The sequence below is a fragment of the Peribacillus sp. R9-11 genome (genome assembly GCF_031345095.1).
Classification (GTDB): domain Bacteria; phylum Bacillota; class Bacilli; order Bacillales; family DSM-1321; genus Peribacillus; species Peribacillus butanolivorans.
Map to the genome: position 1 here is coordinate 4,931,513 of NZ_CP133763.1, position 23,309 is coordinate 4,954,821.

Below are 23,309 nucleotides of genomic sequence, written 5' to 3' on the forward strand. Positions count from 1 at the left end.
AACTCAGCTTCCCTCTTTCATTTTCAGCTTTTCTCTTAAAAAAATCTCGACCGTTGTTGATAATTCCCCTTGTAGATCACCCAATGGCGCCCACTACAAATTGCTGCTGGATTAAACGAATCTTCCAGCTGATTCATCAAATACAGAACAGATATTTTAACACCATGTACTTTAACTGAATTATCCCTAGCTATAAATAACTTTTGACTGATTGGTTAGGTATGACGGCTTACTTGCTTGTCTAAGATTAAGAATCATTTTCATTACTTCCACCATTCCCTCAGGTTTTTCCAACTCTATTTCCCTTTGATAAGATTCGATGGATATATCCCACTGATCCATTTTTTTATGGTCCTTTAATATACTGAGTATTTGTTTTTCAAATGATAAATTGTGATTGAGTTCAAATACAAGTTTATGGTCTTTTAAATACTGTAGATTAATTTCCTCCTGTCCTGGAAGCATTGAATGAACAAAAATCGGTAGCCTTTTTCGAAGTGCTTCACTAATGGTGACACCGCCGGGTTTCGTAATGATTGCGTCCACTTCTTCATAAAGTTTGTTCATTTCTGACCTTGATGAGATATAAGGTAATGGGTTAATATGAGCTAAATTCCACGTATCGATTGCATCATATAGCTTTTTGTTGTTACCACAAAGTACAAAATAATCACAGTCGGTTGATTTCTTTAACTCATCTTCTAAATTCAATATCCCACCCAGACCACTGTTTCCTCCTGAAATTAAAATTTTGGGGCGATCTGCGTTTTTTAATCCACGGGCTCTTTTAGTGATTTCCTCATGCACAGGAATACCAGTTACCATCATACTATGTTTCGGTATTTGATTCTTGATTATTAGCTTTTCTTTCAATTCCTGGGTAGGAAGAAAATGAAAATCAATCCCCTTGCTTCCCCACACATTATTAATAAAGAAATCCGTATACACGTTAATAATTGGGATATTGCATTTCCCTTTTATTTTCAACTGGCTTAAGAGATAGGAAGGGAACCCGTGTGTACACACAATTAAATCTGGCTTTTCCTCCGCTATCAATTGTTCCATTTTCTTCAAGAATATATGTTGATACCATTTAAATGAACGTTCCTTCGGAAAGGAAACGTAAAAAAGGTTTTTATAGGCGAGATTATAGGTTTCAGGTGCATAACGGATCCATTTCAAATAACCAGTTGTTATCATTTTTTCTAAAGAGTTACTTGTATAACTTAACAGATCCACTTTTTTCAAAGTAACTCCGCTTGTATGTTTTTTTAACATATCCATTAAGGCCTCTGCAACTTGATGATGTCCTGACTGCATGCGAAAGAGAGGTAAAAACAAAATCTTCTTCATATATGTCATCTCCTATAGAAATCATTCTTTTAATACGATGATTACATACTAAGAAAAAAGACTATTTGCATGTTCAAGAGCTTTTTTCCTCTTACAATATATCACTGATTTTGTTAAAAACTTTCTTTTTAATCAATTTTTAATGATACGTTCAAGGTATCTTGTCCCCATCTCTAAACTTAATAGCCCGATTAGAAAACCAATTGTAGAAACTGGTTATTCCAATCGGGACGGGAATCATCCTTAAGAAGTAGGCCTATTTTGGGGCATTCTTTTTTTTCTTTTTCATATAATTGATAGAAACGTATATCAATAAAAAAACTATGAATACGACACCTAAAAGTGGAACATATTCCGGATTTATATGAAAGGCATTGCCCAAATAATACCCTGCCACTATAAAAGGGACAGTCCAGAGAACCGTGCCTAGCAGGGAAAAGAGGAGAAATTTACAGAAGGGGATATGATTGATTCCTGCAAAATACGGACTAATTTGTCTTATTCCTGGTAGATAAAATCCAAACACAATTGTTTTTTGGACATTTTTCATATACTTTCCCTGTACTTTCTCCCAGCGATCATTTGTAATGCCCACGTATTTTCCAAATTTATTTATAAAATGATACCCAACGTATTTCCCACATACATAAGCGATAAGCATCCCCATAAAGGCTCCAAGAAATGCACTCAGCGTAGCTAAACCAAAAGAGAGCTTATTTTGTCCAATCAAGACTCCGATTAGAAACAGAAGAGATTCTTCTGGGGCGGGAATTCCCACAATGCCCATGAATAAAAAAAGAAAAATGATAAGATAGCCATATAAGTCAATAAAATGTAAGATACTATCTATATTCATAAAATCCCCTCGAATCAGTTTATAAGTCTTTTAATGTAATAAATTGTGTTCCCTTTTTTATTGTTTCTTGTAGGTAAACTTCCAAGGCTTCAATCATATATCGAGGTGCTTCTTTATCCGCCCCCAAGGTTTCCCCACAGTCATGGAGCAGGAGAATGGAACCTTCTGTTGACGTTTTTCGCAATTGATCAAGTAGGTCATTTTTGCATGTTTCCACTTTCCAATCTCCGAAAATGTCTGACCACATGATCACTTGATATTTCTTACTGGCTATTTGCGTAAAAATATTAAAATGGCCCCATGGAGGTCTGTAAAAAGTGACTTTTTCATGGGTACATTCCATTATGGCCTTTTCAGTCATATCTAACTGTTTCCTTAAATGAAATGGCGAAAGGACCCAGCTTGAAATATGATCAAAATGATGGATTCCAATTGTATGTCCTTCTTCATGCATTCGTTTAATGATATCAGGGTTGTTTTTCACTTTACTGCCCACAACAAAAAACGAACCCTTTATCTTATACCTTTTTAAAAGGTCAAGTAATTGTGTCGTATATTCAGGGTTAGGTCCATCATCAAAAGTTAAGGCTATCCTATTATTCCTCTTGATATTTTTGGTTATGCCCAGTCCGCATACACGAATAAATACCGTTGGGACAATCGTATAAACGAGAAATAGCAATAATAAGATACTCAAGCTAATCATCCCTATATGTGTCACTCACAGAACACCTCATTCTTGTATTTAGCGGCAAATTATCTTGCACCTTCTTCATCCATTCAAGTCTGAATTTAGCAAGAAGCAGATTATCTTTTGGGTAAGGACAATACCACCTCTGTTCCTTTTCCATCGGTACTAACCACTTTAATTTCCCCATTATGTTGATTCATTATATTTTTGGCTATCGACAAACCTAGCCCTGTTCCACCTGTCTCCCGGCTTCTAGCCTTATCCACCCGGTAAAAACGTTCGAAGATATTTTCTATTTCATTCTCAGGTATTCCAATCCCATAATCTTTTACTCTAATGACCGTAGAGTATAGCTGATCCTTTACATACACATCAATTTTGTCTGTACTATATTTGATTGCGTTATCTAAAAGGATAATGATCACCTGTTTTATCTTCAATTCATCTGCTATAACCATAATGGAATCTTCTTGATAATGAAAGTCTATTTCCCGATCATAGACTTCTTTGAATTGATTAAACACGTTCTGACATAAAGTTATTACATTCAATGATTTATAATCTAAAGTATTTTCCAATTCTGTATCGGCTAATTCTAGCAGCCTTTCCGTCATTTTCTGTATACGAGTTGCCTCTGAATGAATTACATCTATAACATCAAGTGCTTTCTCTTCGTTTTGTATACGACGTCTTCGCAGTAGATCAGCATAACTTTTTATAATCGTAAGCGGGGTCTTTATTTCATGAGAAGCATCCGAAATAAATTGCTTCTGTTTATCCAAATTTGCATCCAATCTGCCCATCATCCGATTGAATGTAACAGCCATTTTTTGCAGTTCATCCTTTGTTTCATGTTGGATGATGATTTTTTTTGGTATACCGCTTTGTTCAATATCCTCCATCGTATTAATCATATTGGAAATAGGTCTCATAATTACATTCGATAACCACCTGCCGCCTAGCAACGATAACCCCGCCCCTAATAGCGTACAAAATGTCAGAATGGAAAGTAATACATCCTTCCCTAATTCCAGTCCTAGTAATCTATCTCCAATTTCTAACGTTTCAACAACTTTACCTTTAGATAGGATAGGAACCCTAACAATTAATATTTGCTCTTCTTTATGCGCTTGTCTAATTGTACTTCTTTGCGATTCTTGTTCGCTTGAAAATTCTCCTTTAAATTTAGTAAGCAAATAATGGTCACTGGATACTTCACTACTAATTTGAGAATCAGGTTGAATGATCCGTATAAATGAATGATTCGTTAAATATGTGGTTAATTTTTTTTTTATCTCTTGAGGAGAATCATCCTTTTGAATTTCAGCAATAATATTTTGCGCTTTGTGAAGTAATATATCCTCTTCCATGTTTACAGTAATTTTCATAAAAGAAATAAATACAACAGCATTAACGGCAACCAACACACAGAGTATCCAAGCAGTCGTAATCAGGTTAATTTTTGTAGTAATTTTCATTACTTAATTCTCCCTTACTGTATAGCCAATTCCTCTTACCGTCTGAATAATCGTTGGATCAGAAAAACCTTCTTCTGTTTTCTTTCTTAAATGACGGATATACACATCGATTACATTGGTCTCCCCTTCATACTCATAACCCCATACATTAATCAGGATATTTTCTCGTGTCACTATTTTATTTTTATTGGATAGTAAATAAACGAGTAAATCAAATTCCTTCGGGGTTAACGCTATAGAAAAATCGCCCCTGTTAACCTCCCTAGTATCGAGATTAATGAATAGATCCTTAATTGATAAGATCGATTCCTGTTCTTTTGAAGCTTTGGCAGCTATTGAATTCTGACGAATACAAGAACGTATTCTTGCCAATAACTCCTCGATTTCAAAAGGCTTCGTTATATAGTCATTGGCTCCCTGATCTAGTCCCGTCACCTTATCCATCGTAATATTACGAGCTGTTAATAGGATGATTGGCAGTAAGGTGTTCTCATTTCGTATTCTTCTTAAAACTTCAATACCATTCATCTCAGGTAACATAACATCTAAAAGTATTAAATCTAATTTCCCCTGTAATGCAGCTTCCAACCCCGCCTTACCAGTATGGGCCACAAGCACTTCATACCCTTCGTACTCGAGTTCTATCTTTAATATCGTTGCTATCTGGACTTCATCTTCTACAACCAAAATACGCTGTTTCATTTAAAATCCTCCTACTTGAGTGCAATATGGAAAGGAAGCCACATCCACATGTATTTATTGAATTTAGCTAGGAATATTAGTTCCATCCTAAATACAGAAAATTGTCGTCCGCTTATAATTCAATACCCTTCTATATTTGCTCCAAAGTCCTGCATTTTACTCGCTTTTACTAATTATTGAAATGCTCTTTCTACAATTTAGCATTATTTTGCTTTTAATTTCGCTTTTTAATTGATTTTTAATCCTTTTTTCAAGTTGCGTTAAGGTTGACTCGATATAGTGAATCTAGGGAGCAATAAAACCAGCCAATAAGGTTTTATAGAAAACGAAATAAACCAAGAGAAGATAAGGAGGATTCATAAATGAATGATACAAAAAGCCCATCCATAGGGCGGCAGATGTTGAACAAGGTTCCTGAAGTCATCATTTACTTCTGGATCATCAAAATAATGGCCACCACTGTGGGCGAGACGGCCGCAGACTTTCTGATTGGAAATCTGAAATTGGGCTTGACCAACACAACCTTAATCATGAGTGTCCTTTTAATCATAACGCTTTTCTTCCAATTCAAAGCGAGTAAGTATGTGCCAAGTATTTACTGGTTCACGGTAGTGATGATTAGCGTTGTAGGCACGCTGATTACCGACAATCTCGTGGACAATTTTGGGGTCAGTCTAGTGACGACAACTATCATCTTCACAATTGCGATGCTTGCGACGTTTGCGGCTTGGTACTCGAGTGAGAAGACACTGTCCATTCACTCTATCTACACGACCAAACGAGAAGCGTTCTACTGGTTGGCCATCCTTTTCACCTTCGCCTTGGGTACTGCAGCTGGTGACCTCATAGCAGAAGGTCTCAACATAGGCTATTGGAAGTCAGCACTTATGTTCGCGGCGTTGATTGGGGTGGTGACCATCGCCCACTACGGTTTCAAACTAAATACAGTGCTTTCCTTCTGGATTGCCTACATCTTGACTCGTCCTCTCGGCGCCTCTCTTGGCGACTATCTGTCACAACCTCGTGATAAGGGTGGCCTTGGTCTAGGTACGACGGGAACCAGTTTGGTCTTCCTCGTTATAATCTTGGGCTTGGTCGTCTATTTGACCAAAACCAAAAGAGATGAGAGCAAAGTTGTAGAGTAGAGGTAGTCAATTTCTGATAATTCAGCTGTCCATCACTGAACAGGTTACAGACCTCGTGGAAAGAGTACAATCATTTACTTGATAAAGCCTTCATTGTTCGGGTTTCACCCTATAGATTGCATCCATGCCGGGCGCACAAAAGAAAAGGCCACCAAATTGGTGGCCTTTGTTATAGAATGAAATTTATCTTTATTTTACAAAACTGCGGCATTAATTCAAATCTTCAAATCCATATTTTTCAAAAACCTTGATAGAATCTTCGCTTTGAAGATAGTCGTAAAATAGCTGCGCTTCTTTTGGATGAGAACTATCCTTAATCATGCCTACTGGATAAATAATCGGGTCGTGTAAATCTTCCTTAGCTGTTGCGACGATATCAACTTTTTCTGAGTTTAAGGCATCTGTTTTATAAACTAGTCCTGCGTCTACATTTCCTGTTTCTACGTATGTAAGCACTTGGCTAACGTCCTTGGCATATACCAATTTACCTTCAATCTCTTTCCAAAGATTTAGGTTTTCTAATGTTTGTTTCGCATATTGCCCTGCCGGCACTGACTCAGGGGTACCGATGGAAATTTTGGTAGCCTTTGTGATGTCATCTATTCTCTTGATTTCTTTATCCGATTCCTTTGGAACCACCAGCACAAGTTCATTTCCTACTAAGTCGATTCCATTTTTCTCTTCAATTAGGTCTTCAGCTACTAATTTATCAAATTTATCTTCTGCAGCAGAGAAAAACAGATCCACAGGTGCTCCTTGTGAAATTTGTTGTTGAAGAGCTCCAGAAGCTCCTAAGTTATAGTTTACTGTCACATTTGGATTTTCTTTTTCAAAAGCAGTTTTAATGTCATTTAAGGCAGCTTGTAAACTCACGGCTGCTGACATCGTCAATTCTACTTTCTCGTCAGCTTGTTGCGTCTGCTTTTCTGTGCCTTTTTCTTTATCACTTGAACACCCTGTGCCAACTATCACAAGTAGCATAATCGAGAAAATCATAAGATATATTTTTTTCAAAGTCTCTCTCCCTTTCCGACTAGTTATAACTAGTTATATCTAATTATAACTAGTATAAAACAGATAAAAGGTTTTAATCAATGCCTTTTTTTACTGTGAATTTACTTTTCAAAGGACTCTAAGCTACAATAAAGAATGGAGGGATGCACATGTCAAAAGAGCTTTCCTATACGATCGAGGAAGTGTCACAGCTTTTAAAGGTATCTAAATTGACAATTTATGATCTTGTTAAAAAAGGGGAACTGCCTGTATTCCGTGTGGGAAGGCAGATGAGAATGGATGCAAAAGACTTGGAGATGTATATTAATAACAATAAGTCCAGTACATCCCCAGTTCCTGTTGCCGAACCCCATAGAAACGATGTGAAGGATTCTCTTAACCTTGTCATTAGCGGGCAAGATATGGTGTTAGATATACTAGGGCAGCACATTGAGAAGGACTCCAGCTATAAAACATTACGCTCTAACAAAGGAAGTCTAAGCGGGCTTATATCCATGTACAATGGGGATTCCGACATCGTTAGTTTACATATGTTTGATGGAGATACTGGGGAATATAATCTTCCTTATATAAAAAAGATTTTGGTAGGCTATCCTTATATTTTACTTAATCTGGTTTCAAGGAAAGCAGGTTTATATGTTAAAAAAGGAAATCCTTTAGACCTCACAAATTGGACTGATTTAAAACAAAAAGACTTGTCCATCATCAATCGAGAAAGAGGATCAGGAGCTCGAATTCTTCTTGATGAGCAGCTAAGGATTCACAAAATCCCTTCAAAAAATCTTAAGGGATATGATAACGAAGAGACCAATCACTTAAGTGTGGCATCAGCTGTTTCTGCTGGGATAGCGGATGTAGGTGTGGGAATTGAAAAAGCTGCAAAAATCGTTGGAATCGACTTTGTTCCATTAATTACAGAGCGTTATGACCTTGTTATTTTAAAATCTCCGAAAAACGAACAGCTTATAAACGTTGTTAAGCGAATTTTATCATCAAATTCATTTCAAGCTGAAATCAAAGCTTTAGGTGATTATGATATTTCCCAGACAGGCTCTATCATTTACGAGACATATTAAACAGGAAGGCTACTGATTCAGCAGCCTTCCTGTTTAATATGCAGTTTTTTTACTATGTTAAAGAGCGCATTCTTCAATTTCAAAACCAAGGTCTTCGATAATGCCCCAATCCGCCGTAGGTTCTTGTCCAGCTGTTGTTAGATAATCGCCGACGAAGATAGAATTGGCTGCATAAAGTGCCATGGGTTGCATGGAACGGAGGTTCACCTCGCGACCTCCAGCTAGACGGATTTCCTTACTTGGATTAACAAATCTCATCATCGAAATTAATTTCAAACATTTAGTTGGAGTCAACTCGGAAGTTCCCTCAAGTGGTGTACCGTCAATCGCATTGAGGAAATTACAAGGAATAGAATCCGCGTCAAGACTGCGTAGGGATAGGGCAATCTCTACTGCTTCTTCATTAGACTCATTCATACCAAAAATGGCACCCGAGCATGGAGACATTCCGGCCTCTTTTACAGCTTCGACTGTATCTACACGGTCCTCATAGGTATGTGTGGATGTAATATTCTTATAATTATCTTGAGATGTATTCAAGTTGTGATTGTAGCGATGAACCCCAGCTTCGGCTAACTTACTGGCATGCATTTCATTTAAGAAACCTAGACAGCAGCAGATTTTAAGATCCGTTGTCTCGCGAATTTCTTTCACGGCTTCAATGACATGATCAATTTCCCTATTGGTCGGACGACGGCCAGAAGCAACGATACAATACGTGCCAGCTTTGCGACGAATTGATTCTTGAGCACCTTCAACAATCTTCTCTTTGGTCAGCCAAGCATATTTATCGATAGGAGCTTCCGACACGATTGACTGCGAACAATAGCCACAATCTTCAGGACATAGACCTGACTTCGTATTAATGATCATATTCAACTTAACCTTTTTTCCATAATAGTGCTGACGAATAAGGAAAGCTGCATTCAAAATCTCTAAAACCTCGTTGTCAGGTGCTTGTACAATAGCAAGTGCTTCTTCTGCTGTTACTTTATATCCTTTGATTACGTTCTCCGCTAGCATCTTCCAGTCCTTTTTCACCAATGTTTCCAAACCTAATCCCTCTTTTCTTATATGTTGTACATCCCATTCATCCTATGAATCTAGCTTATGTCTTTATTTAACGTCCTCGCCGCGATAAACTTCCTTGAAAATCAAACAACCTATTTGTATCTATTGGTACGGATTGTTCTGAACACGTCGATAACATGATTCATTTGTTCTTCTTGATGTGTCGCCATTAACGTAAATCGAATGCGCGAAGTTCCAGATGGTACCGTTGGCGGACGGATAGCTGGTGCATAAATTCCGTGCTTATGTAATTCCTTCGAAAGGAACATGGCCTGTTCCGGTTCTCCGCAAATAATGGCAAGAATCGGAGTTTCTCCCCCCGACACTGTGTAGCCAAGGGAGGTTAATTCATTATAAAGACGCTGGCTCATGGCTCGAATGCGTACTCTGCGTTCAGGTTCTGATTGAATGATATCGACTGCTGTAAGTGCACTTGCTACTACTCCTGCTGATAAGGCGGTAGAGAAGACAAACGGTCTGGCTCGATTTAAGACATAGTCAACTAAAGACCTACTTCCAGCGATATACCCTCCTTCTGTACCAACAGCTTTGGAGAGTGTCCCCATCTCGATATCTATCTTCCCCTTCAGTCCAAAATGTTCAGAAGTTCCCCTTCCGTCTTTGCCTAAAACCCCCGTCGCATGTGCGTCATCCACCATAACAAGTGCATCATAACGCTTGGCAAGTTCGACAATGCCTGGCAATGGCGCAATATCACCATCCATCGAAAAGACGCCATCCGTTACAATTATTCTTTTCCTGTAGCGGGTATTAATCTGGAGTTTCATTTCCAAGTCAAGTAAATCAGCATGACGATAAATCATAGTTTCCGCACGTGATAAACGGCAGCCATCAATAATACTGGCATGATTCATCTCATCGGATAAAATGAGATCGTCCTTACCAACAAGGGTCGTTAACGCTGCTATGTTAGCCATATACCCTGTGTTTAACACAATCGCTGAATCCGTTTGCTTAAACTCAGCTAGTCTTTTTTCTAGTTTTTCATGGACAATTGTATTGCCAGTTGTTAATCGTGAACCAGTAGAACCCGTACCAAATCTTTGGGTCGCTTGAACAGAAGCCTCGATTAAGCGCTGATCATTGGCAAGCCCTAAGTAATTATTGGAGGCAAACATCATCATTTTGTGCCCGTTCACCATGGCATATCCTTGATCGCTCATTGCTTCAACGGTTTGTAGTTGTCTGTAAAGTCCTCCTTCTTTAATCTTTTCTAGTTCCTTCTCCCAAATCATCTTTCCTTAACCTCATAAACCGATTGATATACAAGATTCCAATATTCGTTACCTATGAGTGGAGCTTCTTGCCATTCTCGCTGATGACTGGATTTTCTTCGAAGAATTGTTTCATCAGAAAAAAAGGGCGCCATAAATACCGCTGTTTCTCTGGAAAGTTCATGCTGTATTAACATTTCTCCTGTCATATTTGTTCCCTCCAAGCTTTTATATGTTAACTATATTTTAAAAATGGTTAACATATAAAATGAATAATAACACACAAACAAAATATTGTTCAATTACTAATTTTCAATATTTTTCTAAGTCTGTCATTTTTAATTGTGTTTTATATGTTAACTAAAATAATAAATGGTTGACATATAAAATATAAATCATGCACACTAATAGTGGGCATTTTACCTACCAATTTCAAAAAAGGAGGTTGAAAACTTGAAAGCTAAAACGATTTCTTACGTGGCCCTATTTACTGCGTTAACTGCCATTGGCGCCTTTATAAAGATCCCTATTCCCTACATACCTTTCACGCTGCAAATTCTAGCAGTCTATTTGGCAGGGGCGCTGCTAGGACCACGTCTCGGGTTACTTAGTCAATTATGCTACGTCTTAATCGGTCTTATAGGAGTGCCAGTGTTTGCCGAGGGCGGAGGTTTTGGCTATATATTTAAGCCCACTTTCGGCTATTTGCTTGGTTATATACTCGGGGCCTATGTGAATGGATGGTTGATTAACAGGCTTAATCTCTCCACGATTCGTTCCATTTTCTTCGCTAACCTAGCATCATTGCTGACTGTTTATTTATTTGGCTGTATATGGCTTTATGGAGCGATGAAGTGGGTTGTAGAAACGCCTCTTTCAATCTACCAGACAATTTTTTACGGCTTCTTACTACCTGCACCCGGTGATTTGTTGCTGTGTGTTCTATGTGCCATCATCATTCAGCAAGTAAGGCCGCGTATTGCACGATTTACAAAAATGAAGGAGCTGAAACACCCATGGGCCAAGCCTACTTTATAACCGGAACTGGCACGGATATCGGAAAAACCGTCGCCACGAGTTTACTCTATATGTCTCTCCAAACAATGGGAAAAAGCGTCACGATATTTAAGCCATTTCAAACAGGATTGATTCACGAAACGAATACATACCCCGACATCTCTTGGTTTGAGCAGGAAATTGGTGTAAAGGCACCTGGGTTTTACATGCTTGAACCAGAAACATCTCCACACTTAGCTATAAAGTTAACAGGGCAACAAATCGACGAGCAAAAGGTCGTGGAACGAGTTCACGAACTCGAACAAATGTATGACGTCGTATTAGTCGAGGGCGCTGGGGGATTGGCCGTACCACTCATTGAACGAGCGGACAGTTTCTATATGACAACCGATTTAATTAGAGATTGCAACATGCCAGTCATTTTCGTTTCTACAAGCGGTTTAGGATCGATTCATAATGTCATAACTACGCATTCGTATGCCAAATTGCATGATATTAGCGTTAAAACTATTTTATATAACCATTATCGGCCCGACGATGAAATTCATCGTGACAATATCCTAACCGTTGAAAAACTCACAGGACTCGCTGACCTCGCCTGCATACCAACATTTGTCGACGTAAGAAAAGATCTGAGAGTCTACATACTTGATTTACTTAGTAATCATGAATTTACCCAACAACTAAAAGAGGTGTTCAAGAATGAATAGTCATGACTTAGAAAAATGGGATAAGGAATATGTATGGCATCCGTTTACACAAATGAAAACGTATCGAGAAAGTAAACCGCTAATCATTGAACGCGGGGAAGGGAGCTACCTTTTTGACGTAGAAGGCAATCGGTACTTGGACGGTTATGCTTCATTATGGGTCAACGTACATGGCCATAATGAACCAGAGCTAAACAACGCTCTCATTGAACAAGTTGAAAAAGTCGCACACTCTACACTACTAGGATCTGCAAATGTACCATCCATATTACTGGCTAAGAAATTAGCAGAGATTACTCCTGGTCATTTATCGAAAGTCTTTTACTCGGACACAGGATCAGCTGCTGTAGAAATCTCCCTTAAAGTCGCTTATCAATATTGGAAAAATATCGATCCTGTAAAGTATCAACATAAAAATAAATTTGTCTCCCTGAACGAGGCGTACCACGGTGATACAGTTGGAGCAGTGAGTGTCGGCGGAATGGATTTATTCCATAGAATCTTTAAACCACTACTATTTGAACGGATTCCAACTCCTTCTCCTTATACATATCGCATGACTGAATACGGGGATCAAGAAGCAGTGAAAAACTATTGTATTGATGAGCTGGAAAAGTTGCTTCAAGACCAAGCAGAGGAAATTGCAGGATTGATTATCGAACCGCTTGTTCAAGGAGCAGCAGGCATCATTACCCACCCTCCTGGCTTTTTAAAAGCAGTCGAACAATTGTGCAAGAAGTACAATATATTATTGATTTGTGACGAAGTAGCGGTAGGATTTGGTCGCACCGGTACATTATTTGCCTGTGAACAAGAAGATGTCATCCCTGATATTATGTGTATCGGTAAAGGAATTACTGGCGGCTATATGCCTCTGGCGGCCACTATCATGACCGAACAAATCTTTAATTCTTTTTTAGGAGAGCCCGAAGAACATAAAACCTTCTATCACGGCCACACCTATACAGGGAATCAACTAGCCTGTGCCCTGGCGCTGAAGAATATCGAACTAATAGAAAGACGAGATCTCGTCAAAGACATCCAGAAAAAAGCCAAGCAGCTATCTGAAAAACTGCAATCACTATATGAACTTCCGATTGTCGGTGATGTCCGCCAGCGCGGTCTCATGATTGGAATAGAAATCGTTAAAGATCGCCAAACAAAAGAACCGTTCACAATCCAAGAAAATATCGTTTCAAGCATCATTCAAAACGCTCGGGAGAATGGTCTGATTATACGGGAACTTGGCCCCGTCATCACGATGATGCCCATTCTTTCCATGTCAGAAACAGAACTGAATATTATGGTCGAAACTGTCTACCGTGCCATTCAGGAAGTCTCCATTCATAAAGGATTGATCCCAGCAGCAAACTGATATAAATTTTTCAAAAAGAACCGGAATAAGACCATATCTTATTCCGGTTCCTTCTCGATTGGATTTTCAGTTCTTCGCAGGGGACTTCGTGAAATACGCTGCCATTAAAAGAAAAATCACAGATAATGTCCACAGCGTGATTCCCTTCCATGGGAAATCAACTGTTAAACCAGTTATCTGCACGGCTGCACTTAATAAAATGAAAATCATCATTAGCCTCTTTTTCATCCTGCACCTCCTCTGGCAAATTTCATACATACTTCACGTTTTTGCAAAATGATTTTTTCACCTGATACGCTAAGCACATTTCGACACGAAAAAGCCAAGTTTCCTAAGCTAAGGAAGGATTGGCTTTTATTTGTATTGGATAAGGGGGCCTGCGACTCCAAAACTTTTTAACGGAGATTTATCCCGATCAAAAAAAGAATTATAATATGAATAGGATAGAAGAAATAAAAGAAATATTTTAATCCAGTACCTTTTTTCCCATTGTAGAGTAATAATAGTGGCAGTGCAGAAATCATCATCCATTGGTAATCACTAAACGGAAATAAATGATTTATAATACCGTCCTTGACAACTCCCCATTTAGCGTAAGCTGTAAAGATAATCAAGTGAAAAATGATATATACAATAGTAATTCCTACTTTACTTCTACTTAAATAAAGTAGAATACCCAGTAATACAAAGAAAATACCACCCTCAACAAAGAATATATTTCCTAATATTGCTCCATAAAATAAATGGTCTGCCTGAAAATTAATCACTATAATCTCTGAAAAAAGTACACATAAGATAGTACTAATCAGTTGCCATAAAATAAAGTACGCATATAGTTTTACCTGTCTTTTATCCAATAAATAAATTACTAGAACAATTACAAATAAAGTTGCAAAGAAATTGTTTGTGATAATGACCCCTGTTTGGCTATAGGCAATGTTAATTCCTAAATTAATAAAGGCCATAGCAACTCCTGAAAAATACAAACGTAACATGTATTTCTTTCTGTTAGATGTATGTTTGTATCCTAAAACAACACAATATATGAAAATTGGGATAGCCAACCTGCCAATCCATCTAAAATATTCTGGAGTATCAGGGATGAATTGCCCGGTATGATCAATAAACATAGAAACTAATGCAATTAGTTTAAGTAGTGTAGAAGTCATTTGAATATTCCCCATTTTGTTTCATGTAAAAAGACTAAAAGCATCAACAAAAGACACTTCTAGTCTTTCAGGTTTTATAATATGTATTTATTCTACATATCCGCTAAAATTACTTGGAGCTGCAAATTTAATGTAGTATAGTCCATTTTTATCTAAACCAGATGGAAATGCAGTTAATGTATGTCCTGAATCTAAAGTTTCAGAATATACAGAAATAACACTTGTGCTTTTATATATTTTTAAGGTTAATTTCGTAGAATGGTTATTCTTTACATAAACCTTAACTTGAGATTTCCCTTTAAAATACTTATTTGTGAATAAATTTGATCCTTGAGCAGAACCAGAAAATGTCATTCTTCCGCTACTTACTAAATTATGAGAGGTAGTTGGAGTACCAGTTCCAAAAACAGTAATTCCCCCGCTTTCAGTAACAGGTGATTCAGTTGTTACACCAATACTTTCTCCTTCTTCCGCAAACGCAACAGTACTACTAAACATTAAAACTACTAACATAATTGATAAGAAACCTAGTTTTGAAATTTTCTTCATTTTTAAAACCCAATTTCTTTATTTTGACAACGAAACCTATATTAATCTATTTTACTAGTTATTCCAAATTTTTTTAATATATTACAATTTATTTTCATTTTTTAATTTTACTTTTCATATGGGCAATTCAAACACTTCTATCCGTAATGGAAGAGATTTAGGGTAATAGTTTTTGACATTGGGTTGGAAAATCTAACAAATTTGTTGAAGGAAAAAGGGAAATCGTGAGAAGTTTTACTAAAACATATTTCGTCATTAAGATGGGAACATATCAATTTTCTTGGTGAATACACCTTTGATATGAAGAATATAGGATAATCGCCGCGTCCGCTTATCCAATACAAATAAAAGCTAATCCTTCCTTAGCGTATATTTTCCGCGTTTTGTTAGCAGGACCTCTCAAAACGCTGAACAACTGGCGTATGGTAATGGCCCGTTGACTCCATAAAAGAATTAGCCTGATGTGAAAACATTCTAGACTAACTTCCGGATTCTGCAAAGGGTTACATTGGATGCCCTTTTTTTCGACAATTGTTGAATGATGTCACTCTACTCAAACATAGGGATTTCCGGCGGATGCACAAAACATGATAATCATTGTAATAAAAAAGATGACCCCTTTAATTCAGAGGTCATCTTCATTTTATAGTCTATTCCTTTTTTCCTTACTGCTGGCTAAGTGTTAGCGAATGCCTTTCATGTAACCTTGAATCTTTGGTGATAAGGCCATCAGAGCCAGTCCAAGGATCATTGAAGCAACGCCGATCACTCCAAAATAAGCCATTTCGGTTTGAGGAGTGTAGAATCTAACGATTTGCGCGTTTAGTGCTTGTGCTGCTGCACTTGCCAGGAACCACAGGCTCATCGTTTGTGCCGAGAATGCAGCCGGAGCCAATTTTGTAGTTGCTGAAAGTCCAACAGGGGATAAACAAAGTTCTCCAAGCACTACAAGGAAATAACTAAGTACAAGCCATAATGGATTTACTAATGAGTCTGATCCACCGAAATAAACAGGAAGCAGGATCACCAAGAATGATAAACCGGCGAATAGCAAACCTAATGAGAATTTTTGAGGTACGGTCGGCTGACGCTTTCCTAGTTTAATCCATAACCATGCGAATACTGGTGCAAGGGTAATGATGAACAAAGGGTTCAATGATTGGAACCATGCCGGGTTTATTTCTATTCCAGCAAAATTCAACTGTGTCCGTTTGTCTGCATAATTTGCTAATATAGTTGCACCTTGCTCTTGAATTGCCCAGAACATGACAGCTGCTATAAACAAAGGAATATAGGCTATCAATCGTGAACGTTCAACAGAAGTTGTTTTAGGGCTGCGATACATGAAAATGAAATAAAGGGTCGGGATAAGGATCCCTAGGATACCTACAAGATTAATAAAGGTTTTAATCGTTAAGATACCTTTAGTGGCAGTGATGCCGATGATGGCAGCTACAATCAATGCAGCTATTCCCAATTTAGTGAATACGGTTTTCTTTTCATTTTGCGATAATGGGTTAGCAGGAAGAGTTCCAGCTAGGCCCAGGTTCTTTTTCTTTGTTGCAACAAAGACGATAAGCCCAAGTAACATACCAATTGCCGCCAGCCCAAAACCAAGGTGGAAGCTGTAATTCATTCCGACTGTACCGACAAGAAACGGTGAAAGGAATGCACCCATGTTGATACCCATATAGAATATACTGAAACCGGAATCCCGGCGATCGTCATTTTCCGCGTATATTTCCCCGACAATGCTGGAAACATTCGGTTTTAACAGACCAGTACCCAGAACAATGAGTACCATGGAAACAAAGAACATGGAGAGACTGCCTGGTACAGCAAGGACAATATGCCCGAGCATGATCAAGATACCACCGTAAAATACGGATTTTGAAGTCCCGAAAATCCTATCGGCAAGCCATCCGCCAATTATACCGGACATATATACTAAAGATCCGTAGATGGATACAAGGGCAAGGGCTGTGTGTTCATCAAGACCTAGTCCCCCTTTAGAAACCTCATAATACATATAGTAAACAAGAATGGCCTTCATGCCATAATAGGAGAAACGCTCCCAGAACTCAGTAAAGAAAAGGGTGAATAGTCCTTTGGGGTTTCCAAAAAAACCTTTTTGAGGTACACTATCCACAATTTTCTGTTTATTTATCGTTGCCATACCTAGCCCTCCTTTTATTATTGTATAATAACTTTTATTTGCTCTATTGTAAATAAATATTTAGTATATTTAAATAATTGTTTTCAAAATAAAATAGTGCTTCTCACCTTGAAAACCGATCTTACAATCTCCAAAAGGGCAAACCACTATTCAATTTTGCCTATAAAGATGAATCACCAATGATATAATACCTAACTTTCCCGACCGCATCGCAACAGATACACTGTGCAAAAAAAAGAGGGTTCGAAAAATATAAGAGCAAATAAAAAGAGTGTATTGTAAAAAAAATCCAACCAAAACCATTCAATACACCGTATAATATATATAGTAAAAATACTTTTTTAAAACGAGGAGGCACAAATATGATAGGTCTAGTAACAGTTATAATGATATTTTCCATTCCCATTATTGGAATCATAACGAGCCATTTCGAAAAACAAGCAAAAACTAAACACAATATGATTAAAGACGAATTAGAACTCGAAAAACTTAAACACGCAAATTTTCTTATTGAAACGGAAAAAATGAGGCTTGAACTGGATCAGATGAAATTTGGGGAATCAAAAGACGAACCAAAGTTACTGTAATCGCGTAACTTTGGTTCGTCTTTAATTAACGAGTATTTTGAGTTCTCTGTTTTAAAAACAAATCGCTCTTCATACATATAAGTTTAAATAAGTAAGTTCTTAATGAATATATTGATCCCCAACTAGAAGATCTGATATAACCTTGGTCGGGATCGTAAATTCAACTGCACCCATATATCCTGGTGCTGCTTCATAGCTGTTAAAAGCGATCACAAGCTTGCCATCTTTGTTGATATAAAAGTTTTGGGTTGCATCGATACCTTTAAATTCAACAAATTCATCGTCTTCCACCCAATATATTTTATTTGGGTCCTCAGCCATTTGCTGTTTCATCTGTTCCATAATATTCTCGTTTATTACCTGAAGATAGCGGTCATCTTTAAACAAGCTATTTAACGTTAATAGCACTTCGTTTTTCTTGTCAACTGTATCAAATTGGCTCTCTGTAGAACTGGAAGCTTGAATCTTGTCTGTATAACGCTGGACGGATAATATCGTGTCATTATCGGTTAATATCTTATATCCACTTTCCACCGAGATATTTCCATTTTCTCCTTCCTTCAGAGTAGACATGGAGTCCGTGAATTCCTTATAGAGCTGTTTGCTCTCCGCTAAGTATTTATCATTTAAGCTATTTTCCAGCTGTTTATTTTCCAGTCCTGTAATAGCTGGTGTTTTGATTACTGCTGAGGAATTATTTTCTTCTTCATTCCATTCAACGAATGTAATCACTTCGATGACTTTTTCAACTATCGGAATGTCGCTCATTGCTTTTGCCACTGCTGGGCTCATGTTTACTGAGGCTGTCACAATCAGCATGGCCGCTGCTGCTGTAATCCATATGGTTCTGGCAACCCTCGGCTTTTTCCTGGGTTTTTCATTCAAGGCCGCTTGAACGACATCGTTTAATTCCTTTGGGATTGGTGTTTGAAGATACTCTTCTCGCAGATCCTTTAATTTTTTTTCCATTTTTTCGTTTCCTCCTGTTCAGTCATGTTGATCCGCAATAGTTGCAGTGCTTTATATAATCTCGTTTTAATTGTGCTTACGTTCTCTTCCAGCACTTCCGCTATTTCTTCCAACTTCAAGTCCTCAAAGAAACGAAGAATGACTACCGTTTTATACTTGATCGAAAGTCCCTCCATGGCCCTTTGCAAATCCAGGTCCCGATAGTGATCTTCCTCTCCACTACGTAAGTATTCTATTGTTTCGTCATCCGCAATTGTCAGTTTCTTATTCTTTCGTAAAACATCAAGTGCCGTTCTGACTATGATCTTATATAACCAGCTGTCTATAGAAGCAGCATCTTTAATTTTGCTGCTCGAGGCTAGCGCTTTTCTAATTGATTCCTGCACGATATCAAGCGCATCCTCTTTATTTTTCACATAGTAAAAAGCAAGTCTGTACAAATTTTCTTGCCGTTCGGTTATCCGGGCCGCTATTAATTGATTTATATCTAGATTTTTCATTCCCTTAAAGAGCTCCTTACATTTAAATTACGTATCCTAGGTACAAAGAATAGACGCTCGACGGGCTTTAAAAGTTTGAAAATGGCTAAAGAAAGATTTTCATATAAAAAAATGAAATTTCTTACAAACTTTTAAGGCTTTTGGCGCGTCTATATAGTAGAATGATTATCGAGGTGGAATGCATCATGAGGAAATTAAATTATAAAAAGGTCTTTATTTTTCTATTTTGTCTAACAGCTGCAGTGGGAGCAATGGGTTTAGCTATAAAAAGCCTAGCTTTTGATAAGAAGAAAACTGTTTCGGCTTATTCAAATGATCAAAATTACCCAGAAGCTGATATTCAAACGTTTGTAAAAGATGATACGAAAGGCGGGTATTCAGTAAGCAGGCCCGTTCTTCATATAGAAAATATCGACATGCAACTAGAAGCTTACATAAAAAAAGAAATAAAAGATTACGAAAAGAAATGGAAAGCCATTGGCGGTAAAGCGTCTTCTGAGCTTAACCTCACTTATACGATACTCCATTTCAGCAAGCAAACCATTACCATTTCCTTCGATAAATATGAACAAGTAGGAGGAAAGAAGCAGTCCGGATCCCGGATCTTCACTTATGATATTCCATCTCAGAAAAAACTCTCTATAGAAGACATTTTTGCCCCGGATACTGATTATTTATCCGTTTTATCTGACATTGTTTTTGAAGAGTTAACCGAGAGTAAAGAAGAAGGCATTTCGAAAAGTCTTGTTAAGAAGAAAACCCAACTAAAAGCAGCCAACTTTGATTCTTTTTCAGTGCTGAAAAATACGCTTGTATTCTATGTAAAGACTGATGAGGATGGAGACTCATCTAAGACTCATACCATCGCTATTAATAAAGAACTTTTCAAAAATAGTTTGCTAGATTCATATCAAAGTAAAGATTTAAATCAGGATCGTGTAAAGGAATGGCAACCGAAACATGTCGTCGCCAAGCTCCCAGTGAAAAATGAATGGATTGACCCTTCACAAAAGGTAATCGCCTTAACGTTCGATGACGGGCCACATCCAAGTCATACTATGTCTATCCTGGAAGCCCTAAACAAGTATGATGCACATGCTACCTTTTTTGTGCTTGGAAGCCGCGTGCAACACTATCCAGAGGTGCTGCAAAAGATGACTGAACAAGGAAATGAAATCGGCAACCATTCCTGGGATCATCCGCAATTGACACGTCTAAGCAAGAAAAAAATCAAAAGTCAAATTGAGCAGACTCAAGACGCTATTGAAAAAGCTACCGGAACTGAGCCAGACCTTATTCGTCCCCCATATGGAGCGATTAACGATAATGTCCGGGAATATATGGAAGATATGAAGGTCACACTTTGGGATGTTGACCCTGAAGACTGGAAAAATCGCAGTAAAAAGAAGATTGTAGGCAAAGTAATGAGCAAAGCCAAAGACGGTAAAGTCATTCTTATGCATGATATTTACCAAACTAGCGCCCAGGCTGCAGTGGAAATCATCAAACAATTGCATGACAAAGGATATCAACTAGTTACCATTTCCGAACTAGAGCAGGTAAAAAAAGACCGCGAACTTTACGGTATCGACTTACAAGAATAATAGATTGTTAGCAGATTAAACGAAAAAGAGAAGGATAGATAAAAGCCAAATTAATTCGCTTTTATCTATCCTTCTCTCCTTTTATTTTCAACCCTGTTATGCACCTTCATTAAAGCCTTTAATATCTTCTTTAGTAGGAGCTGAGGTTCAAAATGGAACTGCCAATGATTTTTCAGTCATAAAAGAAACGTCCGTCATTTACATACCAGGCTCTCAGTGCCCCATGAATGCAAAATAAGCAGGCCTTTGATTACATAGCAAAGGTCTGCTCAACTTTTTTATTCCCCAAGATCCACATTGTGATAGACCTGTTGAACATCTTCTAAATCTTCTAATGCATCGATCATTTTTTCGAATTGTACTTGTGCATCTTCCGGAAGGGTTAGGTCATTTTGTGCAAGCATCGTTAGCTCTGCTACTGTAAATTCCGTAATGCCCGCATCTTTGAATGCTTTTTGTACAGCATGGAATTGTTCAGGTTCAGCATAAACGATAACCGATTCTTCTTCTTCAATAATGTCACGTACGTCAACATCCGCTTCCATTAATAGTTCAAGCACATCGTCTCCAGTTTTACCTTCAATACCGATAACTGCCGTTGCATCAAACATATAGGCTACAGATCCACTGACTCCCATGTTTCCTCCGTTTTTACCAAATGCAGCACGCACATCTGATGCCGTCCGGTTCACGTTGTTTGTCAGCGCATCTACGATAACCATTGATCCATTTGGTCCGAAGCCTTCATAACGAAGTTCGTCATAGCTTTCTTCAGAACCGCCTTTTGCTTTTTCAATCGCACGGTCAATAATCGCTCTCGGCACATTGTATGTTTTCGCACGTTCAAGTACAACTCTCAAAGCCTGATTGGATTCTGGATCTGGTTCACCTTGTTTGGCCACTACATAAATTTCACGTCCAAACTTAGCATAAATACGACTTGTATTTGCATCTTTTGAAGCTTTTTTTTCTTTGATATTGTTCCACTTACGACCCATTATATTCCACTCTCTTTCATCATTGAATATACACAAATTGATTACTATAATTCTTGTCTCTACAGCATTTTTTCATATAACTACAAGGAAATCCATAAATAAATTCCACGGAAGATATGCTATACGATTACTAGATTATATTATACATCAATTGTATAAATTTGAAAAAGTCCTGCACACCATCTCTAGGGACAAATTGATCCCAACTTGGCACTTTGTTTTTTTTAATACTATGGAAAACGCCAAGAGTAGTATAGTATAAAATGATTACAAAGGAGAGATGCTACATGACGGATACTCAAATTATTATCGGGATACCTGGAAAGTGGAAGAACCGAACAGAATTGATTCAAGCTGTGGCTTCTCAAAGTGAAGGGTACCTGCTAGCCGGTCATATTTTGCATAGCAAGGATAAAAACATAACTTTCCAAGTGGAAGTCTATGATTATGAACCGAGTTTAAAAGAGACCTTTTCCTATGCCAGTAAAGGGGCCTTTTCGGAGCGTTTATTAGAGGAAATCAATAATCATACTTTTACGGTATATATAATTGCTGATGTATCTGACTTTGGAAATATTACAGATTTGATTGATGCTGGGGCAGCAATCCTGAAGGCTGGTGGAATGGCTGTAAAAATAGAAACCACAGGCATTGCACATTCAAAAGAGGATTGGCAACAACTTCATCATACCCCGGATATTCTCTCGGTTTATGCCCATTTTGTTACGATTATTGGCGAGGAAGATTATTATTGTTCATTTGGAATGAAAGCATTTGGTCTACCAGATGCCGTGACACTTAACACGATGAGACCAAAAGAGGCAGCTGATTTACTTAACACATTTAATTATTATCATGCAGGAGAAAGACCCATCTTTACAAATGGTGAAACCTTTTGTGTACAACCAGATGCACCCACCTATATATTGACGGGTCTTCAAGACTTTAGATACGAAGAAGACCATCCTTTCTACAACCCATTTGGATTATGGAATTTAGGGACAAGTAAATAGAGGAGCTATAAGCTCCTCTAT

At 37.8% G+C, this 23,309-nt stretch carries 24 protein-coding genes; 8 read left to right on the forward strand and 16 right to left on the reverse strand.

What is annotated here, in order from left to right:
* Nucleotides 1-186 precede the first annotated feature (186 nt).
* The 5 genes from RE409_RS23900 to RE409_RS23920 form a co-directional block, all read right to left on the reverse strand.
* Complete coding sequence (locus RE409_RS23900; protein ID WP_309558194.1) at nt 187-1,353, reverse strand: MGDG synthase family glycosyltransferase; 1,167 nt, start codon at nt 1,351-1,353, stop codon at nt 187-189.
* A 256-nt stretch (nt 1,354-1,609) separates the two neighbouring features.
* Complete coding sequence (locus RE409_RS23905; RefSeq protein ID WP_309558195.1) at nt 1,610-2,209, reverse strand: DedA family protein; 600 nt, start codon at nt 2,207-2,209, stop codon at nt 1,610-1,612.
* 19 nt (nt 2,210-2,228) lie between these two features.
* Nucleotides 2,229-2,915 carry a polysaccharide deacetylase family protein gene (locus RE409_RS23910; protein ID WP_201188079.1) on the reverse strand — a complete coding sequence of 229 codons (687 nt, stop codon included), beginning with the start codon at nt 2,913-2,915 and terminating at the stop codon, nt 2,229-2,231.
* 101 nt (nt 2,916-3,016) lie between these two features.
* Nucleotides 3,017-4,378: a sensor histidine kinase gene (locus tag RE409_RS23915; RefSeq protein ID WP_309558196.1), complete on the reverse strand. Its 1,362-nt coding sequence runs from the start codon at nt 4,376-4,378 to the stop codon at nt 3,017-3,019.
* Nucleotides 4,379-4,381: 3 nt separating this feature from the next.
* On the reverse strand, nt 4,382-5,080 hold the full coding sequence (locus tag RE409_RS23920; RefSeq protein WP_309558197.1) for a response regulator transcription factor: 699 nt from the start codon (nt 5,078-5,080) through the stop codon (nt 4,382-4,384).
* 362 nt (nt 5,081-5,442) lie between these two features.
* Between RE409_RS23920 and RE409_RS23925 the strand changes: the two genes are divergently transcribed.
* On the forward strand, nt 5,443-6,225 hold the full coding sequence (locus RE409_RS23925) for a COG4705 family protein (RefSeq protein ID WP_309558198.1): 783 nt from the start codon (nt 5,443-5,445) through the stop codon (nt 6,223-6,225).
* A gap of 210 nt (nt 6,226-6,435) precedes the next feature.
* On the opposite strand, the gene modA is transcribed toward RE409_RS23925, so the two are convergent.
* Nucleotides 6,436-7,239, reverse strand: a complete 804-nt coding sequence (modA, locus tag RE409_RS23930) for a molybdate ABC transporter substrate-binding protein (protein ID WP_201186913.1) — start codon at nt 7,237-7,239, stop codon at nt 6,436-6,438.
* A 149-nt stretch (nt 7,240-7,388) separates the two neighbouring features.
* Between modA and RE409_RS23935 the strand changes: the two genes are divergently transcribed.
* Complete coding sequence (locus RE409_RS23935) at nt 7,389-8,315, forward strand: substrate-binding domain-containing protein (RefSeq protein ID WP_201254004.1); 927 nt, start codon at nt 7,389-7,391, stop codon at nt 8,313-8,315.
* A 57-nt stretch (nt 8,316-8,372) separates the two neighbouring features.
* Here the strand turns inward: RE409_RS23935 and bioB are convergent, their stop codons facing one another.
* From bioB to RE409_RS23950, 3 genes are all read right to left on the reverse strand, one after another.
* Nucleotides 8,373-9,338 carry a biotin synthase BioB gene (gene bioB / locus RE409_RS23940; RefSeq protein ID WP_242486162.1) on the reverse strand — a complete coding sequence of 322 codons (966 nt, stop codon included), beginning with the start codon at nt 9,336-9,338 and terminating at the stop codon, nt 8,373-8,375.
* A gap of 140 nt (nt 9,339-9,478) precedes the next feature.
* Nucleotides 9,479-10,642, reverse strand: a complete 1,164-nt coding sequence (gene bioF / locus RE409_RS23945; RefSeq protein ID WP_201186917.1) for an 8-amino-7-oxononanoate synthase — start codon at nt 10,640-10,642, stop codon at nt 9,479-9,481.
* Nucleotides 10,639-10,830, reverse strand: coding sequence for a hypothetical protein (locus RE409_RS23950; protein ID WP_201222885.1), 192 nt, complete (start codon nt 10,828-10,830; stop codon nt 10,639-10,641). The genes bioF and RE409_RS23950 overlap by 4 nt, the downstream gene beginning before the upstream one ends.
* 244 nt (nt 10,831-11,074) lie before the next feature.
* Between RE409_RS23950 and RE409_RS23955 the strand changes: the two genes are divergently transcribed.
* From RE409_RS23955 to bioA, 3 genes are read left to right on the forward strand one after another with little or no spacing between them, the layout of a single operon-like run.
* A complete protein-coding gene (locus RE409_RS23955; protein ID WP_201222884.1) occupies nt 11,075-11,659 on the forward strand; it encodes a biotin transporter BioY in 585 nt (194 codons plus the stop codon).
* Nucleotides 11,638-12,348: a dethiobiotin synthase gene (gene bioD / locus RE409_RS23960; protein WP_201250340.1), complete on the forward strand. Its 711-nt coding sequence runs from the start codon at nt 11,638-11,640 to the stop codon at nt 12,346-12,348. The genes RE409_RS23955 and bioD overlap by 22 nt, the downstream gene beginning before the upstream one ends.
* Complete coding sequence (bioA, locus tag RE409_RS23965) at nt 12,341-13,723, forward strand: adenosylmethionine--8-amino-7-oxononanoate transaminase (protein WP_309558199.1); 1,383 nt, start codon at nt 12,341-12,343, stop codon at nt 13,721-13,723. Before bioD ends, bioA begins: the two co-directional genes overlap by 8 nt.
* A 66-nt stretch (nt 13,724-13,789) precedes the next feature.
* Here the strand turns inward: bioA and RE409_RS23970 are convergent, their stop codons facing one another.
* From RE409_RS23970 to RE409_RS23985, 4 genes are all read right to left on the reverse strand, one after another.
* A complete protein-coding gene (locus RE409_RS23970) occupies nt 13,790-13,951 on the reverse strand; it encodes a hypothetical protein (protein ID WP_309558200.1) in 162 nt (53 codons plus the stop codon).
* A 167-nt stretch (nt 13,952-14,118) separates the two neighbouring features.
* Nucleotides 14,119-14,892 carry a TraX family protein gene (locus RE409_RS23975; protein WP_201188081.1) on the reverse strand — a complete coding sequence of 258 codons (774 nt, stop codon included), beginning with the start codon at nt 14,890-14,892 and terminating at the stop codon, nt 14,119-14,121.
* A gap of 87 nt (nt 14,893-14,979) precedes the next feature.
* Complete coding sequence (locus RE409_RS23980; RefSeq protein WP_309558201.1) at nt 14,980-15,441, reverse strand: hypothetical protein; 462 nt, start codon at nt 15,439-15,441, stop codon at nt 14,980-14,982.
* A gap of 682 nt (nt 15,442-16,123) precedes the next feature.
* Nucleotides 16,124-17,617, reverse strand: a complete 1,494-nt coding sequence (locus RE409_RS23985; RefSeq protein WP_201186927.1) for a peptide MFS transporter — start codon at nt 17,615-17,617, stop codon at nt 16,124-16,126.
* Nucleotides 17,618-17,979: 362 nt separating this feature from the next.
* On the opposite strand from RE409_RS23985, the gene RE409_RS23990 reads away from it, so the two are divergent.
* Nucleotides 17,980-18,204, forward strand: coding sequence for a hypothetical protein (locus RE409_RS23990; protein WP_201186929.1), 225 nt, complete (start codon nt 17,980-17,982; stop codon nt 18,202-18,204).
* Between the two features lie 99 nt (nt 18,205-18,303).
* Here the strand turns inward: RE409_RS23990 and RE409_RS23995 are convergent, their stop codons facing one another.
* Together RE409_RS23995 and RE409_RS24000 are read right to left on the reverse strand one after the other, a co-directional pair.
* Nucleotides 18,304-19,173 (reverse strand): anti-sigma-V factor RsiV, encoded by an 870-nt coding sequence (locus RE409_RS23995; protein ID WP_201222881.1) that lies wholly within the window; start codon nt 19,171-19,173, stop codon nt 18,304-18,306.
* Nucleotides 19,158-19,673, reverse strand: a complete 516-nt coding sequence (locus RE409_RS24000) for an RNA polymerase sigma factor SigV (protein WP_057215326.1) — start codon at nt 19,671-19,673, stop codon at nt 19,158-19,160. The genes RE409_RS23995 and RE409_RS24000 overlap by 16 nt, the downstream gene beginning before the upstream one ends.
* A 185-nt stretch (nt 19,674-19,858) precedes the next feature.
* Here RE409_RS24000 and RE409_RS24005 point away from each other — a divergent pair, with 185 nt between their 5' ends.
* On the forward strand, nt 19,859-21,277 hold the full coding sequence (locus tag RE409_RS24005; protein WP_201222880.1) for a polysaccharide deacetylase family protein: 1,419 nt from the start codon (nt 19,859-19,861) through the stop codon (nt 21,275-21,277).
* A 278-nt stretch (nt 21,278-21,555) separates the two neighbouring features.
* Here the strand turns inward: RE409_RS24005 and RE409_RS24010 are convergent, their stop codons facing one another.
* A complete protein-coding gene (locus RE409_RS24010) occupies nt 21,556-22,275 on the reverse strand; it encodes a YebC/PmpR family DNA-binding transcriptional regulator (protein ID WP_201186933.1) in 720 nt (239 codons plus the stop codon).
* 287 nt (nt 22,276-22,562) lie between these two features.
* Between RE409_RS24010 and RE409_RS24015 the strand changes: the two genes are divergently transcribed.
* On the forward strand, nt 22,563-23,288 hold the full coding sequence (locus RE409_RS24015; RefSeq protein ID WP_201186934.1) for a DUF4261 domain-containing protein: 726 nt from the start codon (nt 22,563-22,565) through the stop codon (nt 23,286-23,288).
* Nucleotides 23,289-23,309: the final 21 nt, after the last annotated feature.